Raw genomic sequence first — 15,969 nt, forward strand, 5'->3', positions numbered from 1 at the left:
AGGCAAATGGTTCTCATTCATCTTCCAATCCGGGCATGCGATATGCAGCCTGTCTTGCTTCTTAATTCCCTTATACAGATGGAGGCCTGAATGTCTTACACCCTGCCTGAACTCCCTTATTCCTACGATGCCCTGGAGCCGCACATCGATGCGCGCACCATGGAGGTTCACCACACCAAGCATCACCAAACCTACATCAACAACGTCAATGCTGCGCTGAAAGAGGCAGGCCTTGATACCCCGCCGGTAGAAGAACTGGTTCGAGATCTCGACAAGCTGCCCGAGAGCATACGCGGCGCCGTCCGTAACAACGGCGGCGGGCATGCCAACCACAGCCTGTTCTGGACAGTGATGTCACCCACGGGCGGTGGCGCTCCCGACGGCGACCTGGCAGCCGCCATCGACGCCGAACTGGGGGGCTTCGACGCATTCAAGGAGGCTTTTACCAAGGCTGCAGTATCTCGCTTTGGCAGCGGCTGGGCCTGGTTGAGCGTCACCCCGGAAAAGAAACTGGTTGTGGAAAGCACCGGCAACCAGGACAGCCCCCTGATGACAGGCAACACGCCTATTCTGGGGCTGGACGTGTGGGAGCACGCCTACTATCTCAAGTACCAGAACCGGCGCCCGGAATATATCGAGGCGTTCTACAACGTGGTGAACTGGGCGGAAGTCGCACGCCGCTACCAGGAAGCCATGAAATAGTGCGTTCGACGTGCAGGTAACAACGGCCCGCTCATGCATGAACCTTGGCTGAGCGGGCACTGCCTCTGGCGCTATTGCACCTCAAAAATCGCGTCTACCTCGACTGCTGCATTGCGCGGCAGCGAGGACACCCCCACGGCAGCACGGCTGTGCTTGCCTTTTTCACCCAGCACTTCCACCATAAGGTTGGATGCACCGTTAATCACGGCAGGCTGGTCGCCAAAGCCAGGTGCTGCGTTCACGAAACCGCCCAAGCGCACACAGCGCACCACACGAGAAAGGTCGTCGTCGACCGCAGCGGCCAAGTGAGCCAGGATATTCAAGGCGCATAACTGCGCTGCCTGCTGGCCGGTTTCGACATCCACGTCATCGCCCAAACGGCCCACATAGGCACAACGCCCGTCTTTCAGGGGCACTTGCCCGGAAATGAAAACCTGATTACCGCTGCGCACCCAAGCCACGTAGTTGGCGGCGGGGGCGGAAGGTTCGGGCAGCACATGCCCCAGTGCCGCGACGCGGCCGGAAATCGTGTCAGACATGGAAGCTCCTGCAAGTGAAAACCCAACCATATCCCGATTTGCCGGCGGAGGGAATGTTCATTGCTGCGTGAGCGCCAGCCCGCCGTTTAAGCGATCTTGCACCACTGCCTGCATGGAAGGCGGCGCAATATCGAGTACGTGGGGCCATTCGGCCTGAGCCGTTTTCACCGTTGCCCGAGCCAATTGCAATAGACGGGAGGCGCGCGGCACTTGGGCGAGCTTCAACAATGTGGCCATGTCGCCCCAAGTAAACGCCTTGAGTCTGGCGTCGATGGCGCGATTCACCGCATAGTCGGCAGGCGGCACTGTGCTGAAGAACGCCGTCACGCAAACGGGGTCATACACCGGAGCCAACACCGGGTGGACGCCATCCGGGTAGATCATGGCCCAGTTCTTCAAGTGCGCATCGGTATTGCCCATCAGGATGAACACCACAAAGCGCCGGATGAATTCCTGGACATCTCGGGCGGGGTCTGCGGAAAGCTGGTCAATCACCCGCAGCATGGCTGAATAATCTTCGAAAATTCCTTTGCCATACTTCTGGCGGGGCTCATAGCCAAGGATTTGCGCAAACTCTTCCATGTGCAGCCGCCGCCCTTGCGGTAGGCGATCAAAGCGCCGGACGGCCAGCACTTCCTCAAAGGGGATGTGTTCCGGAAGGTCAGCCGCTTCCGTAGGGATGATTTCGACGTCCGCGCAATCCAGCCCAGCCACTCGGGCAAGCTGATAGCTGGCGTACTCATTCACGACCAGATCGGGGTGCCGGATCGACGGCAGCTTCAAGATATGGGAGCCCGCCACACCCTGGCGACGCACGGTATAACGCCGCCCTTCTTTGATAGCGGAAAACTTGGTCACCACGCCCGGGATGGAAGCGGCGTCTTCTACCGGCCATTCCACAAAGCCTGGCTCCAGGACATCCAGCCCCATCGCGGTATGCCACAGGCGTACGGAATCGGGCACCCCTTCGCGTACCGGTACCGGCTCGACTTCCAAAGCGCCCATCAGGTCGTGGCCTGCCGCCGCCAGCAGCTCGAACTCGTCTTCCGTCGAACACCCCCGTTCTCGCGCCAGCCGTTCGCGGTTATGCCCTTCGGGGAGAAGGTTCTGGAAATAGCCCGGCCATCTGCCGTCGGCCCTGACCAGCCGGATATCGCGCTCAGCCGTCAGAATCGCGCGTGTCGCAGCGTCATCGCGGCCCCGATAGCTGAGCGACAGCGTTGGCCGCTGTGCATCGTTGATGTACTCAGGGTCGAAGGAAACACGGAAAATATCCCCATACTGAGACAAATAGCCGATGGGGCGTTTGCTGCCATCCACGCCATGCAAGAACATCCGTAGGTAGCGGATGAAAGTGCTCATGAGCCATCTCGACGGAGGATGTCTTCAACCACGGATACGGGCGCATCCACACCCGTTTGCTGGGCCAAAACCCGGCCGCCCGATTGAACAAACTGTTCGAGATCCGGGCGCAAGGCGCTGGGAACCAGCATAAGCTCCATACCCATGGCACGCGCCATCACCTGCAACGTGGATAAGCGCGGGTCCGTGGCCCCGGATTCGGCCTTCTGCACCGCCATGCGGCTCAGCCCCGAGCTTTCGGCAAGCTCAGCTTGTGTCATGCCACGGGCTTGGCGAACACGAGCGAAATCAGCCATTAGATTGCTCATATTAATGATCTTCTTATACAAAAAGATAACTTATAGTATCACCAAATACAATGGCCCAAGGATAAAAAGATAACTATTATTTGCTATCATACAAATATGATAACTATCATTATCATGCTGTTATGCCGACTGCTATCGATTCCGAAAGTCCTCTGATCGGGTTGACGCACATCGACCCTCCCAAATTCTCCCCAATCTCACACCTCCACCACCCGTCCGTCATGCCCCGCCTCCACCCCGTCCGGCAGGGCGTTTTCATATTCCATCAGCCAGGCGTCCAATTCATGGCCGATGTGGGTCAGCACGGTGCGGCGCACGGGCAAGGACTGCACGGTTTCCAACGCTAGGGTGAGGTCGTTATGGTTACGCGGAGCGGTCTCGGTAGGCGGGAAGGAGCAGTCCAACACCAGCAGGTCAAGCGGTTCGCGGCGCAGCCATGCCGCTGTGTCGGCGGGCAGGCCGACGGTGTCCGTCAGGTAGGCGCAACGTTTGCCGCCCCGCTCGAAAACATAACCAAAGGTAAGGCGGGAATGTTGCAACGGCACCGGTGTAACAGTACAGCCGCCAAGGTCTTCAGGCTGGAAGGGAACCAGCGTTCTGGAAAAATCCAGTATGCCGGGGTGGCGGTACAAATCAGCCAGGCCATCGGGGTCGGGCGGGCCGAGTACGGGAATGCGGGTGTTTACCCCCCAGCGCAGGTGCAACAAGCCCTGGGCGTGATCCGCGTGGTAGTGGGTCTGCAATATGCCGTTCAGGCTGCCGGGTGGAAACCGGTCTGTCAGGTCGGTCAGGCCCGCGTCAATCAACCAGCGCCCGCCTTCCCATTCGAGCAGCGCGGAACACTGCCCGCGCCGGTACTGCGCGTGGCTGCGGGCGCGCAGGCAGGCCGGGCATTCGCAGTGATAAACCGGAACCTGCCGGGCGTTACCCGTACCTAAGAGAGTCAGCAACATATGGAGCTTGTGTTTCTGTGGGAGTGGGAGAGGAAACGGGAGTGGAGGTCAGGTAGCGGTAAAGCGTGAGGATAGCCTGCTCCACCGGGCCCGAATTATCAATCACCAGCGGGCGGCCCGCTGCTTCCAGATTTTCCAGCTTTTCGTAGAACAGGTTGCGGGTCATGCGCTCATGAATCTGTTCCGGGCTTTCGCGGCCACGCGCCAGTAGCCGCTGGCGCAGCGTCTCCTGATCGACCGTCAACAGCACCGGCACCATGGCAGGGTAACGTTCACGGGCTTCCGGCAGGTATGCGCGCGAACCATTCACCAGCACATCGCATCCCACCGCCAGCCTGAGGTTAATGTCCGCACGCACGCCGTAGGCCAGGCCGTTGGCCCGCCAAGCCAGAGCCAAGGCGCCGTTGCGTTCGAGTCGCAGAAATTCCGATTCCGATACCGCTAGCGCACTACGTTCGGTATGAGTGGGGGGGCGGGTCACCAACCTAGGCGCTAAATACGCCTTTTCTCCTAACAGGCGGGCCACACCTTGCAGCACCGTGTCTTTGCCCGCCCCGGATGGCCCCATCAGGTAGATCAGGCGGCCTGTCATCAGAATACCCGCCGCCCGCTACGCCACACATGGTGGACGACAAACTGCTTATCGTGCGACTTTGCGCGTACCAAGTCGGCACGCAGGCCATTGCGGATTTCACCGCGATCATTCAGGCCCACAGCCCGCGCAGGCGCCAGGCTGATAGTACGCATGGCACGCGGCAGGTCGTAACCCTCATTGTTGTCTGCCAGAAGGCGGGCTGCCTGCAACAAGCTGCTGGGGTAGTAATCGCTGGAAAGAATATCCAGCACGCCCCGATCGGCGAGATCCGCCGCAGCGACGTTGCCGGAATGGGAGCCGCCCCGCACGATGTTGGGCGCCCCCATAAGCACTTTCAGGCCCAACTGATGGCTGACGGTTGCCGCTTCCACCGTGGTGGGGAATTCGGCAATGCTCATGCCGTAGTCAGCCGATTCCTGAGCATGCTCAACGGTGGCATCATCGTGGCTGGCAATCGCCAACGAGCGCTGGCGGCATTCCACCGCAATGGCGCGGCGGTAGTCGTCGCTGTAGCGGCGCGAATTGGCAATCTGCGTTTCGATGAAGACTTCCATCTCGGCATCGCTCAGGTGATATTTTCCCTGATAGTATTCGCGATATTTTTCCATTTTGGCGAACTGCCGCTGGCCGGGGGAATGGTCCATCACCGACACCATCTGCACCAGCGGGCTTTCTACCAGTTCGTTAAACACCTCCAGCGTCTGTTCGTGGCTGAGTTCACAACGCAGGTGCAAACGGTGCTCGGCGCGGGTGTGGCCGCGCTGTTCGGCCTCCGCAATCGCACTCTGCATAATCGGCAATTGCCGCATACGTTCCCCTTTGGGGTTCACATCACCAATGGCCAGCGCATCGAACACGGTGGTAATGCCCGCCGCCACGATCTGCGCATCATGCGCCAGCACGGCAGATGCCGGCGGCCAGTCCACGCCGGGGCGCGGGTTCATGTATTTTTCTAAGTTGTCAGTATGCAGCTCAATCAAGCCCGGCAGCAGGTAATCCCCTTCTAAGTCCTGCGCCTGGGGCAGTTGGCTGACGCCTTCGCTCACATCATGAATCAGGCCATTGCGAACCGCGACCGTCCCGAGGAACACCTCGTCGGCGGTCACCACCCGCGCATTGGTCAATATTTGCTCAGCAGGCATGGGCTACTTCCTTGGGAGTCATGTCTAAATAACGATCTGCAATCGCATTGCGCGTAGCGGTATCGTGAGAAATGGCGATTAGCGCAGAACCGGCTTCGCGGGCTTCTTTAATCAGCCCGATCACGACATCCCGGTTGGCTTCGTCCAGCGATGCGGTGGGCTCGTCCAGCAACAACACGGGCCAATGCACCATAAAGCTGCGGGCGATGTTCACCCTTTGCTGTTCACCACCCGAAAACGTGCCGGGCGCCAACGACCACAGGCGCTCGGGAATACTCAGGCGTTGCAACAAATCGCCGGCGCGCTGGCGGGCCAGGCTGGGCGCAATGCCACGCGCCAGAGCGGGCTCCATCACCACGTTCAGGCAACTGACGCGCGGAATGACACGCAGAAACTGGCTGACATAGCCTATGGTGGTGCGCCGCAAGGCCAGTGTCTGGCGCGGCTCAGCACCCACCACTTCCACCATCTGCCCGTTGTGCAGCACGCGAATGCTGCCCGCAACAGGCAGGTAGTTGCCATACAGGGTGCGCAGCAGTGTGGATTTCCCGGCGCCGGAGCTGCCATGCAAGATCAGGCATTCACCTGCCAGCACAGAAAAATCCAGCCCGTCCAGCACATTCAGAACCACGCCGTGTTGCTGATGCAGGGTGAACGTTTTTGACAAGCCTTTGACTTCAATAACAGTTTCCATTTTTCTTCCTCAAGGCTGCAGGACGGAGGACACCAGCAACTGGCTGTAAGCATGCTGAGGGTCGTCGAGAATCTGATCCGTCAGCCCGGCTTCCACCACGCGTGAACGGCGCATCACCATCAGGCGGTCGGCCAGCAGGCGGGCCACGGCCAAGTCGTGGGTGACGATAATCACCGCCAGTTGCAGTTCGCGCACTAGGCCGCGTAGCAAATCCAGCAGTTGCGCCTGAACCGATACATCCAGGCCTCCGGTGGGCTCATCCATGAAAATCAGCCGGGGGCTTGAGACCAGGTTTCGGGCGATTTGCAGCCGCTGCTGCATGCCGCCTGAAAACGTGCGCGGCAGGTCGTCGATACGGGCGGGGTCGATTTCCACCTGCTTGAGCCACTGCAAGCCCGCCTGACGCAGTTGGCCGTAATGGCGCACGCCTTGGGCCATCAAGCGTTCACCGATGTTGGCCCCCGCCGACACATTCATGCGCAGGCCGTCACGCGGGTTCTGCTCGACAAAACCCCATTCCGTGCGCAACAGGCTGCGGCGCTGGGCTTCACTTGCTTGGTAAAGATCGAGCGCGCCGTGATCCGTGCAGTGGTAGGTGACCTGCCCTACGTCCGGCGTGTTGCGCCCGGACAGCACACTCAATAGTGTGGATTTGCCCGAACCGGATTCGCCCACAATGCCGAGGACTTCCCCCGGGTACAAATCAAAATTCACGCCCTGGCAGCCTTTTTCCGGGCCGTAGAGCAAAGTCAGGTCGCGTACGGTTAAGAGCGGGTTCATGCTGTGGCCTCCTGCTGTGCGCTGCGTTGGCTGCAGTAATCGGTGTCGGAGCACACGAATTGCCGTGTGCCTGCGTCATCCACAATCAATTCATCCAAGTAGGAATCCGCACTGCCGCAGAAGGCGCAGCTTTGATCCCAACGCGGTAGCTCAAAGGGGTGGTCTTCAAAATCCAGGCTGGCCACCTGGGTGTAGGGCGGCAGCGCGTACAGACGCTTTTCGCGCCCCGCGCCGAACAGCATCAGCGCCGGGCTCATATTCAGCTTGGGGTTGTCGAACTTCGGGATAGGTGAAGGGTCCATCACATAGCGCTGGTTCACCAGTACCGGGTAGGCGTAGGTGGTGGCGATATGGCCATAAGTGGCGATATCCTCATACAGCTTCACATGCATGACGCCGTAGTCGTTCAATGCGTGCATGGCCCGGGTTTCGGAATCGGAAGGCTCAATGAAACGCAGGGGCTCGGGAATCGGCACTTGGTAGACCATGATCTGGCCGCTGCGCAGCGGCGTCTCAGGGATGCGGTGGCGGGTCTGGATGACGGTGGCTTCGTCGGTACGCAAGGTGGTTTGCACGCCTGCCGTACGCTGGAAGAAACGTCGTATCGACACGGCATTGGTGGTGTCATCAGCCCCCTGGTCAATCACTTTCAACACATCGTCGCGCCCCAGCACCGCAGCAGTGACTTGCATGCCGCCCGTACCCCAGCCGTAAGGCAAAGGCATTTCCCGCCCGCCGAATGGCACTTGAAACCCGGGAATCGCCACGGCTTTCAGCAAGCCGCGGCGCAGGCTGCGTTTGGTCTGCTCGTCCAGGTAAGCGAAGTTGTAGCCCGCCTCAAGCGAGCCGTTTTCCAATTGGGCGCTCATAGAACAGCCTCCGTTTTGATCTCGCTCGTGTCGGACTCTGCCCGGCGCATCTTGCGTATCAGATCCAGTTCCGACTGAAAATCGACGTAATGCGGCAACTTCAGGTGGGACACAAAGCCCGCTGCTTCCACGTTGTCGCAGTGCATCAGCACAAATTCTTCTTGCTGGGCGGGCGACGTGACTTCCTCCTGGTATTCCTCGGCCCGCAGAGCGCGGTCAACCAGAGCCATACCCATGGCCTTGCGCTCAGCGTGGCCAAACGCCAGGCCGTAGCCGCGTGTGAATTGCGGCGGCTGCGACTTGCTGCCCACGAACTGGTTAATCATTTCGCATTCCGTGATTTCGATCTCCCCCAAGGGAATGGGGAAGCCCAGTTCTTCAGGTTCAACCCATACCTCGACATCGCCAATGCGGATTTCGCCCGCAAACGGGTGGTTGCGCCCATAGCCGCGCTGGGTGGAATAGCCCAACGCCAATAGAAAGCCTTCGTCGCCACGGGCCAACGCTTGTAGCCGTTGGGCGCGTGTAGAAGGAAAATCCATGGGTTCGCGGGTGATATCCGGCACGCTTTCCTGGCTGTCTTGGTCCACCTGCAGCAAACCTTCGCGCGCCAACATGGCGGAGACATGGAGGCAAGGCTGGGGGGAGGCGCTCTCTGCCGATGCTGCAGCAGGCGTTTCCCTTACGGCAGCGGAACCGTCCGCCCGCTCGATATCGGCCCACTCAATGTCCGGTAGCTCACTGCCTTCGGCCAGCAGGCTGAAGTCCAGCAGCCGGTGGGTGTAGTCGAAAGTCGGCCCCAGGCGCTGGCCGCCAGGCAGATCTTTGAAGATGGCGGAAATGCGGCGCTCCACGTGCATGGTGTCGGTTTGCAGCGGCACACTGGCCATAAAGCGTGGCAAGGTTGTGCGGTAAGCGCGCAGCAGGAAAATGGCTTCCAACAAGTCGCCCGCCGATTGTTTGATGGCCAAGGCGGCCAACTCTTCATCGAACAGCGAGCCCTCGCACATCACCCGGGCCACGGCCAGCGGCATTTGCTGACGAATCTGTTCAACCGACAATTCCGGCACGGCGGCATCGCCCCGCCGTTTGCGGGCCAATAAGGCGTGGGCGTTATCAATCGCCAGCTCGCCTCCTTTCACGGCAACATACATTCAGATCACCTCTTGCATCATGCGTGTGACGCGCGTGCTGCGGGGCAGGCCCACAAAGGCATCGCCCGCCGTCAGAAAACAATCCAGGCCCTTGGGAAAGCCATGGGCCGAACGCTGCGCCCAGAAGGCATCCGGCAAAGGCAGGTTCATGGGCCGCTTATCCAGAATGCCCGGCCCCTGCCAGCTGGAGGGCGGGCCGCCCGCCAGTGATTCCAACTGAATCAGCAAGGTGCAGGAAAGATCCGGGTCGCGATCGGTGCCAGGGTCAAAGGCGGGCAACTGCGCGGACTCCGCTGCCGTGAGCAGCGCGAAAGCCGCTTGCTCGGGCTGCGCCACAATCGGGCAGCCGCAGTGAAAGGCCAAGTTGGCGCGTAGTGCTGCAGTGTCCAACGCCGGGCTCAGCCACACGGGGGTATCGCTATCCAGCAAGCACAGGCACAGGACATAGGTGGCAGGCGCCAGAGTGTCCAAAGCGGGTGCATCCGCGACGCTCTGAACCCGGCCCGGCTCCGAAAGCGCCGTCAAAGCGCGGCGAAACACCTGTTGGGCGGCGTGTACCGGCTCTGCAAATCCCGGCTGCAATAGAGATGCCTGACTCATTCGCTTTCTCCTCTCACCATGGTCACAAACTCCACTTGGCTGGCGGCGCTTTGCGCCTCCTTGGCAGCACGCTGAGCGTGCTGTTCGCGTTGCAGCGGTTCAATCAAACGGGCCATCCAATGCGCATGGTTGTCGCCTTGCAGGTGGGCGTCGGCCAGGGCCGCCAACTCAGCCTGCTGTTTGCTGCGGCCTGCGACATAGCTGTAGCCGTGACGGCCATCCGCCAGCTGCACCACGCAGCGCGTGACTGTCATTTCGCCCAAGTTGAACGGGGCCCCGCTGGCGCCCATGCGGCCACGCACCATGACCATGCCGATTTCGGCCGGACGTATGAAGCGGTGCTCACCCTGGCGTAAGGCCTCGCTGTAATCGGAAAGCCGTGGGCCGGCCCCGGCCAGCACTTTCATCCATTGCTGACGCTGTCGCTGTGCAGCATCGACAGCGCGCCCGGAGGAAACGCTATTCGTCATGATGTTCTCCAGAAATAACGTGGTATTTGAAGCGGTCGGCACGCGTTAGCGAGCGCGATATCTCGAACGGCGCGCCATCCGGGCCGCTAGAAAGCGTTCTGATGCTGAGCACCGGCGTGTGGCGCGGCATCATGAGTTGCAAGGCAGTGCGCGACGAAGGGGAACGCGCACCAATCAACGTGGCCATGCGCTTCAGCGGTACACCCTGCTGTGCCAGATGTTCACGCATTGAGCCGCCGGTGTACGACTGCACAAGAGCATGATTCCGGCTAGCAAAGCAGTGTTTGATAACGCTAATGGGCTGCTCTTCCAGATAGCGCAGGGTTTCGAACTCCAGCACCGGTTCTTCGTCCTTCAGGTGCAAATCCCGGGCTTCGTCCGGCTGGGCCGGGCGCTCGCGCTTGGCCAGCAACACGGCACGCGAATGAAAGCCCATTTCACCCAAGGTGCTGCTATAGGCGCTGGATGCATGCAGTGGATACACAATGGGTTGCGGCAGCACACACGTGCCCCGCCCTTTGCGGCGCAACACCCGCCCCTCCGCAATCAATTCATCCACCGCCCGGCGCAGCGTGTGGCGGTTCACCGCAAAGCTTTCCGCCAGCACGGCTTCGGATGGCAGGTAATCGCCTGCCTGGTAGTCGCTCAGCCTCTCACGCAGCGCTTGTGCGACTTGCTGGTAACGCGGTTGTCTAGACATGTTCATGCAAAAAGAATTTGGTAACGCGTACACGCCACCGCCCTGTGTATGTGATAACTAAATGAAGCGCTTGCGCAGGCGTTGAGACACAATGTCGATACAACTAACGGCCACAATGATGATGAGAATGGCCGTGGTCTGCGCCATCTGGAAGCCGCGAATGGCTTCCCAAAGCGTGACGCCGATGCCGCCCGCCCCCACCATGCCCACCACGGTGGCGGAACGCACATTGGATTCAAATCGGTACAGCGCATAGGAAATCCACAAAGGCAGAACCTGGGGAATCACGCCATAGATGACTTCTTGCAGGCTGCTGGAACCCGTGGCCCGCACACCTTCCACTTGGCCTGGATCAATCGCCTCGACGGCTTCAGCAAACAGTTTGGCCAGAACGCCGGTGGTGCCGACAAACAGGGCCAACACGCCTGCAAATGGGCCAAGGCCCACCGCCACCACGAACAACATGGCGAACACCATTTCATTGATGGAGCGGAACGCATCCATCAGTCTGCGCACTGGCTGACACACCCACCACGGCACAAGGTTTTCCGAGGACAGAATGCCCAGCGGAATGGAACAGACAATGGCCAAGGCCGTACCCCACACCGCAATCTGCACGGTGACCAACATCTCACTCATATACAGGCGCCAGTGCCGGAAGTCAGGCGGGAAAAAGTCCGCCAGGAAGGCACGCATGTTGTCGGCGTCGCGCCATAACACCGCCGGATTCATCTCAGCGCCTTCCCACGACCAGGCCAGAATCAGGGCTAGCGTCCCCCAACCTAGCCACGCAAAAGAAGAACGCCTGGGCGCTGGAAAGGCCGAATGGCCGGATACAGTTGTCGTCATTGCTTGGAACCGTTTTAAAAAGGATTCGCGCTCCTTGGGGCTTGCCTGCTACATGCGAGCCACAGATCAGCCCCAAGGGGAATAGCGGCCTACGCCTTATTGCGCGCTGGCCACCTTCTTTTCCAGCTCGGCCATGCGTGCTTCCAACTTAGCGAGGTCAGCATCAATACCCGCCAGCTTTTTCGTCCGTTCGCTGTCGCTTAACGTGGTATCGGCCTGCACCTGGCTACGCGTCTTGAACAGTTCCAACTGACGAATGGGCAGTAGCTGGTCGTTATCAGACTCGCGGAATTTGCCCCATTGCAGGCCGTTCAAAACAGCCAGCTCTTCTGGGGTATCGCCGTATTCAGTGAAGAAAGCGTGGATTTTTTGCTTAGTGCTTTCCGGCAGGTTGGCACGCCACACAATGGGGTCGGCCGGAATCAGGGGCGACTTCCAAATGATTTTGAGTTCTTTTGCCTTGTCAGGGTTGGTGATTTCCAGACGCTCCAGGCCTTCTGTATTGAAGGTGGCAACATCCACCTGCTTGTTCGCTACGCTCAACGCATTGACCTCATGGCTGGCGTTCAACGTGCGCTTGAAAATGTCGCGCGGCTCGACCTTGTTCTGCGCAAACACGTAGTAGCCGGGCACCAAAAAGCCCGACGTGGAATTGGGGTCGCCATTGCCAAAGGTCAGATCCTTGGCGTTCTGCAACATGTCCTCCACCGAGTTGATGGGGCTGTCTTTATGGGCAATCAGCAAGCTCCAGTAGCCGGGGCTGCCATCGGCCGCCACGGTCTGCATGAAGACCTCTCCGCCTGCGCGATCCACTGCTTCCATGGCGGATTTATTTCCATACCAGGCCAAATCCACTTTGTCGAAACGCATGCCCTGCACAATGCCTGCGTAATCCGGTGCGAAGAACGCATTGATCTTCATGCCCGTCTTCTGGCTCATTGCGTCCAGAAACGGGTCCCATTGAGCTTTCAGGTTCTGCGACGATTCAGTCGAGATAATGCCGAAGTTCAGCTCTTTCAGATCCTGCGCCTGAGCGGCGCCCGCCCACGCCAGGCCGGCGACTGCGGTGCTCAAAATCAGCTTGCGCATGCTTTTAATCATTTCCATACTCCTGGTGGTCGAAGACCCACTTGTCTAGACAACTTGATGTAAAGGGAAGCCCGCCCCGCTTCGCACGGTTCAGGCGGCTGCTAAGGAAACAGGGGCCAAACCCAGCGGCTGCCGGCGGCCTGATTCGGGGAACAACAGAGAACCGTCGAGGTCGCCGTCGTACAGGTCATTGAGAAAACTGCCGCTCAGCGCTTGCACAGAGCCATCGAAGTGGATACGGCCCGACTTCAGCGCCACTACACGGCGGCAATAGCGCGTGGCGTAATCCACTTGATGTAAGGTGACAACCACGGTTTTCCCGTCGGTTTCGTTGATATCGGCCAAGGTGTCCATGACCTTGCGAGCGGATTCCGGGTCCAGCGACGCAATTGGCTCATCGGCCAAAATGACTTCGGCTTCTTGGGTCAGGGCACGAGCAATCGCCACCCGCTGCTGCTGCCCGCCCGATAAAGTGGAAGCCCGCTGATGCGCTAACCCCGCCAGCCCGACGCGCTCCAGCGACGCCATGGCCAGTTCTTTTTCCTGCGCATTAAACAGGCCCAGGGAACCGCGCCACTGCGGCATGCGCCCTAATCTGCCGATCAAAACATTGGTGAGCACACTGAGGCGGCCCACCAAATTGAACTGCTGGAAGATGTAGCCAATATCGGTGCGCGCACCGCGCACCTGCTTGCTCAAGCGGCCCGCGGCTTGCACATCGCGGCCCAACACCTGGATATAGCCCGCCGCTTTGCGGTCACCGCAAGCCAGGCCGGACAGATGACGCATTAGGGTGGATTTACCTGAACCTGAGGCGCCAATCAGTGCCACCATCTCACCCGGCTGAATATCCAGCCCGAGGTCAAACAACACTTGCTTGCCGCCAAAGCTCTTGCTCAAGCCTTCAACACGTATCGCGGATTTCATGTGCGTGTCTTCCAAAAACCGGCGAACTTTCGCCTGACACGCAGAATGTTAGAAACCCAGCATGACCATTCCGTTAATTGATTGTGACGTTTTTATGAATGGAACAAAAAAAACCCGCACAAACGTGCGGGCCAAGGAGTGAGCGGAAGGCGCTGTGTGCGCCTTACTGACGAAAAAATCAGACTGCGGTGAATCTACTGCGCCTCGATGCCGGCATCGACGGCGCGTTGCGTCCAGACATCACGCTGTTGCAACGTAAACTCTTGGTGTTCTGCCACCGTGTTGGGGGCCAGCTTCATACCCAGAGACTGGAAGCGCTCAGCCACCGTCGGGTCTTTCAGAACCTCGGTAATTTCTGTGTTCAAGCGCTCAACCACAGCATCGGGCGTACCCGCCGGCGCTGCCAAGCCCACCCACACAACGAGGTCGAACTTATAGCCCAGCTCCTGCATGGTGGGGACATCAGGAAACACGGAGGAGCGCTCTTGATCGGTAAACGCCAGTGCTCGCAGCTGTTTATTCTGGATAAGCTGTGTAATGACAGACAAGTCGGCAAATAAGTAATCCACATGCCCGCCCAGCAAGTCGGTGACTGCCTGTGGTTGGCTCTTGTACGGCACGCCGTTGGCATCAGCGCCCGAAATCTTGTTGAACGTGGCGCCGGCAATCTGGCTGGTGGACGAACCGTAAGCGTAGTTCAAAGGCTCGCTTTGGGAGGCTTTGATTAACGCTTCCGCCGTTTGGTAAGGCGAGTCTGCACGGACGACCAGCATCATGGGAATCGTGACCGCACGAATTACATGTTTGAAGTCTGCGGTGGGATCGAAGGGCAACTTACGGAACAATGCCGGTGTGGCCGAATGGGTTGAGCTGCTCGTCAGCACCAGGGTGTACCCATCGGGCTTGGCTCGACCGACAGACGCGGCCCCAATCGTGCCCGAAGCGCCTGGTTTGTTTTCAATCACGACCGGCGCATCCAGACGCGGGCTCAGTTTCTCCGAAATGATGCGGGCGGTGGTGTCCGAGGCACTGCCGGGCGAATAGGGCACTACGATGGTGATCGGTTGATTCGGATAGCTGTCTTCAGCGTGGGCGGGGCCGGCGAATGTCGCCATAGACAACGCCACAGCGGCCGCACTCCCCCCAGCAGTAAACAATCGACGCAAAAAATGATCTAGGGGCTGAAACATAACTCGTCTCCATTAAGGGCCTTGCGGCCTGTCTTCATACACAGCGTGTATGATCCCCTGTTGCGCTTATTACAACAAGCGACTAATTTTCATAGACTCATTCCATTTTCAGATCAATCTCACGGCTTTGCCGCTTGTGCAGATAGGCTTCCATTCTGTCCAGAAACTCGGCAGCGGCCAACGAAAGGCGCGCATTGTGTCGCTGAATCAACCAGAGCTCATGCCCATGGTTGCGGGCCCCTTCGATATCCAGCACACGTAAGCCTAGCTGTCGGGCGAGCCCACATACATAACCGGGTACTACGGTGACGCCCAGACCGAGGCCAACCAGCCGCAGCGCCGAGACCAGCATTCCGACCTCCACCCGGCAGCGGAGTTGCAGGTTCATTTTTTCCGCCACTTTATCGAGGCTGCGACGCACACTGTAGACATTACGCAGCATGATGTGATCGCAGGCCGCCACATCTTTCCAGGTCACGGATTCACGCTGCACCAGGGGATGATTTTCTGCACACACCACATGCATGGTATCGCGGTAAATCTTGCGCATGGCCAGCGCCTCCTGCGGTGGCTCGGTGGAGACAATCCCTAAATCCGCGTGCCCATGACGCACCGATTCAAGCGTTTCGTCTGTGTTCAACTCAAACAGGTCGAGTTGTACGCTGGGGTATGCGAGGTGGTAATCGGCTACGACCTCACCCAACAGCCCCACCATCATCATGGGCGAAGTCGCCACCCCCACCCGGCCCCTTTCCAACGAGCGCAACCCTTGCATGCTGCGCTCCGCCGCACGCACGGTTCCCAGAATTTCCTGAGCGTAAGCATAGAAATCTGCGGCGCCGTCGCAGGGGGTGACGCTACGAGTAGAGCGCTCGAACAACGGCTGGCCCACTTCGGCCTCCAGCTCCGCGCATAATTTGCTCACCGCCGATTGGGTGATGAATGTGGCGCGCGCAGCCGCAGTGAAACTACGCAGCTCATATAGCGCGCAGAACACACGTAATTGTTTAAGAGTGATGTTCATGGTCAAGGCTGTGCCCCCAGCC

At 59.4% G+C, this 15,969-nt stretch carries 19 protein-coding genes; 1 reads left to right on the top strand and 18 read right to left on the bottom strand.

The window, feature by feature from the left end:
- Window positions 1-90 precede the first annotated feature (90 nt).
- The gene (locus tag VRY85_RS02810) at window positions 91-702 is read left to right on the top strand and encodes a superoxide dismutase (protein WP_414597082.1); all 612 of its coding nucleotides are present in this window, start codon (window positions 91-93) and stop codon (window positions 700-702) included.
- 71 nt (window positions 703-773) lie between these two features.
- On the opposite strand, the gene VRY85_RS02815 is transcribed toward VRY85_RS02810, so the two are convergent.
- The 18 genes from VRY85_RS02815 to VRY85_RS02900 all read right to left on the bottom strand — a co-directional run bounded on the left by VRY85_RS02815 (window position 774) and on the right by VRY85_RS02900 (window position 15,947).
- Complete coding sequence (locus VRY85_RS02815; protein ID WP_414597083.1) at window positions 774-1,241, bottom strand: RidA family protein; 468 nt, start codon at window positions 1,239-1,241, stop codon at window positions 774-776.
- Between the two features lie 57 nt (window positions 1,242-1,298).
- Window positions 1,299-2,603 (bottom strand): type II toxin-antitoxin system HipA family toxin, encoded by a 1,305-nt coding sequence (locus tag VRY85_RS02820; protein WP_414597084.1) that lies wholly within the window; start codon window positions 2,601-2,603, stop codon window positions 1,299-1,301.
- Window positions 2,600-2,911, bottom strand: coding sequence for a helix-turn-helix domain-containing protein (locus VRY85_RS02825; RefSeq protein WP_414597085.1), 312 nt, complete (start codon window positions 2,909-2,911; stop codon window positions 2,600-2,602). Before VRY85_RS02825 ends, VRY85_RS02820 begins: the two co-directional genes overlap by 4 nt.
- A 197-nt stretch (window positions 2,912-3,108) precedes the next feature.
- Window positions 3,109-3,864, bottom strand: a complete 756-nt coding sequence (gene phnP, locus VRY85_RS02830) for a phosphonate metabolism protein PhnP (protein WP_414597086.1) — start codon at window positions 3,862-3,864, stop codon at window positions 3,109-3,111.
- Window positions 3,836-4,456, bottom strand: coding sequence for a phosphonate metabolism protein/1,5-bisphosphokinase (PRPP-forming) PhnN (phnN, locus tag VRY85_RS02835; RefSeq protein ID WP_414597087.1), 621 nt, complete (start codon window positions 4,454-4,456; stop codon window positions 3,836-3,838). Before phnN ends, phnP begins: the two co-directional genes overlap by 29 nt.
- Window positions 4,456-5,601 (bottom strand): alpha-D-ribose 1-methylphosphonate 5-triphosphate diphosphatase, encoded by a 1,146-nt coding sequence (locus tag VRY85_RS02840; RefSeq protein WP_414597088.1) that lies wholly within the window; start codon window positions 5,599-5,601, stop codon window positions 4,456-4,458. Before VRY85_RS02840 ends, phnN begins: the two co-directional genes overlap by 1 nt.
- On the bottom strand, window positions 5,591-6,295 hold the full coding sequence (gene phnL, locus VRY85_RS02845; RefSeq protein ID WP_414597089.1) for a phosphonate C-P lyase system protein PhnL: 705 nt from the start codon (window positions 6,293-6,295) through the stop codon (window positions 5,591-5,593). The genes VRY85_RS02840 and phnL overlap by 11 nt, the downstream gene beginning before the upstream one ends.
- Window positions 6,296-6,304: 9 nt before the next feature.
- Complete coding sequence (gene phnK, locus VRY85_RS02850) at window positions 6,305-7,075, bottom strand: phosphonate C-P lyase system protein PhnK (RefSeq protein WP_414597090.1); 771 nt, start codon at window positions 7,073-7,075, stop codon at window positions 6,305-6,307.
- Window positions 7,072-7,944, bottom strand: a complete 873-nt coding sequence (locus VRY85_RS02855; protein WP_414597091.1) for an alpha-D-ribose 1-methylphosphonate 5-phosphate C-P-lyase PhnJ — start codon at window positions 7,942-7,944, stop codon at window positions 7,072-7,074. Before VRY85_RS02855 ends, phnK begins: the two co-directional genes overlap by 4 nt.
- A complete protein-coding gene (locus tag VRY85_RS02860; protein ID WP_414597092.1) occupies window positions 7,941-9,098 on the bottom strand; it encodes a carbon-phosphorus lyase complex subunit PhnI in 1,158 nt (385 codons plus the stop codon). The genes VRY85_RS02855 and VRY85_RS02860 overlap by 4 nt, the downstream gene beginning before the upstream one ends.
- Window positions 9,099-9,698 (bottom strand): phosphonate C-P lyase system protein PhnH, encoded by a 600-nt coding sequence (phnH, locus tag VRY85_RS02865; protein ID WP_414597093.1) that lies wholly within the window; start codon window positions 9,696-9,698, stop codon window positions 9,099-9,101. It abuts the gene before it with no gap.
- On the bottom strand, window positions 9,695-10,168 hold the full coding sequence (gene phnG, locus VRY85_RS02870; RefSeq protein WP_414597094.1) for a phosphonate C-P lyase system protein PhnG: 474 nt from the start codon (window positions 10,166-10,168) through the stop codon (window positions 9,695-9,697). The genes phnH and phnG overlap by 4 nt, the downstream gene beginning before the upstream one ends.
- Window positions 10,158-10,868, bottom strand: a complete 711-nt coding sequence (gene phnF, locus VRY85_RS02875; protein ID WP_414597095.1) for a phosphonate metabolism transcriptional regulator PhnF — start codon at window positions 10,866-10,868, stop codon at window positions 10,158-10,160. The genes phnG and phnF overlap by 11 nt, the downstream gene beginning before the upstream one ends.
- Window positions 10,869-10,925: 57 nt before the next feature.
- A complete protein-coding gene (gene phnE, locus VRY85_RS02880; protein WP_414597096.1) occupies window positions 10,926-11,717 on the bottom strand; it encodes a phosphonate ABC transporter, permease protein PhnE in 792 nt (263 codons plus the stop codon).
- A 96-nt stretch (window positions 11,718-11,813) separates the two neighbouring features.
- Entirely contained in the window at window positions 11,814-12,818 is a 1,005-nt protein-coding gene (gene phnD / locus VRY85_RS02885; protein WP_414597097.1) for a phosphonate ABC transporter substrate-binding protein, read from the bottom strand.
- A gap of 78 nt (window positions 12,819-12,896) precedes the next feature.
- Window positions 12,897-13,733 carry a phosphonate ABC transporter ATP-binding protein gene (gene phnC, locus VRY85_RS02890; RefSeq protein WP_414597098.1) on the bottom strand — a complete coding sequence of 279 codons (837 nt, stop codon included), beginning with the start codon at window positions 13,731-13,733 and terminating at the stop codon, window positions 12,897-12,899.
- 194 nt (window positions 13,734-13,927) lie between these two features.
- A complete protein-coding gene (locus VRY85_RS02895; protein ID WP_414597099.1) occupies window positions 13,928-14,923 on the bottom strand; it encodes a Bug family tripartite tricarboxylate transporter substrate binding protein in 996 nt (331 codons plus the stop codon).
- 97 nt (window positions 14,924-15,020) lie between these two features.
- Window positions 15,021-15,947 carry a LysR family transcriptional regulator gene (locus VRY85_RS02900; RefSeq protein WP_414597100.1) on the bottom strand — a complete coding sequence of 309 codons (927 nt, stop codon included), beginning with the start codon at window positions 15,945-15,947 and terminating at the stop codon, window positions 15,021-15,023.
- Window positions 15,948-15,969 lie beyond the last annotated feature (22 nt).

Source organism: Achromobacter sp. F4_2707 (assembly GCF_047501535.1).
GTDB lineage: Bacteria > Pseudomonadota > Gammaproteobacteria > Burkholderiales > Burkholderiaceae_B > Yanghanlia.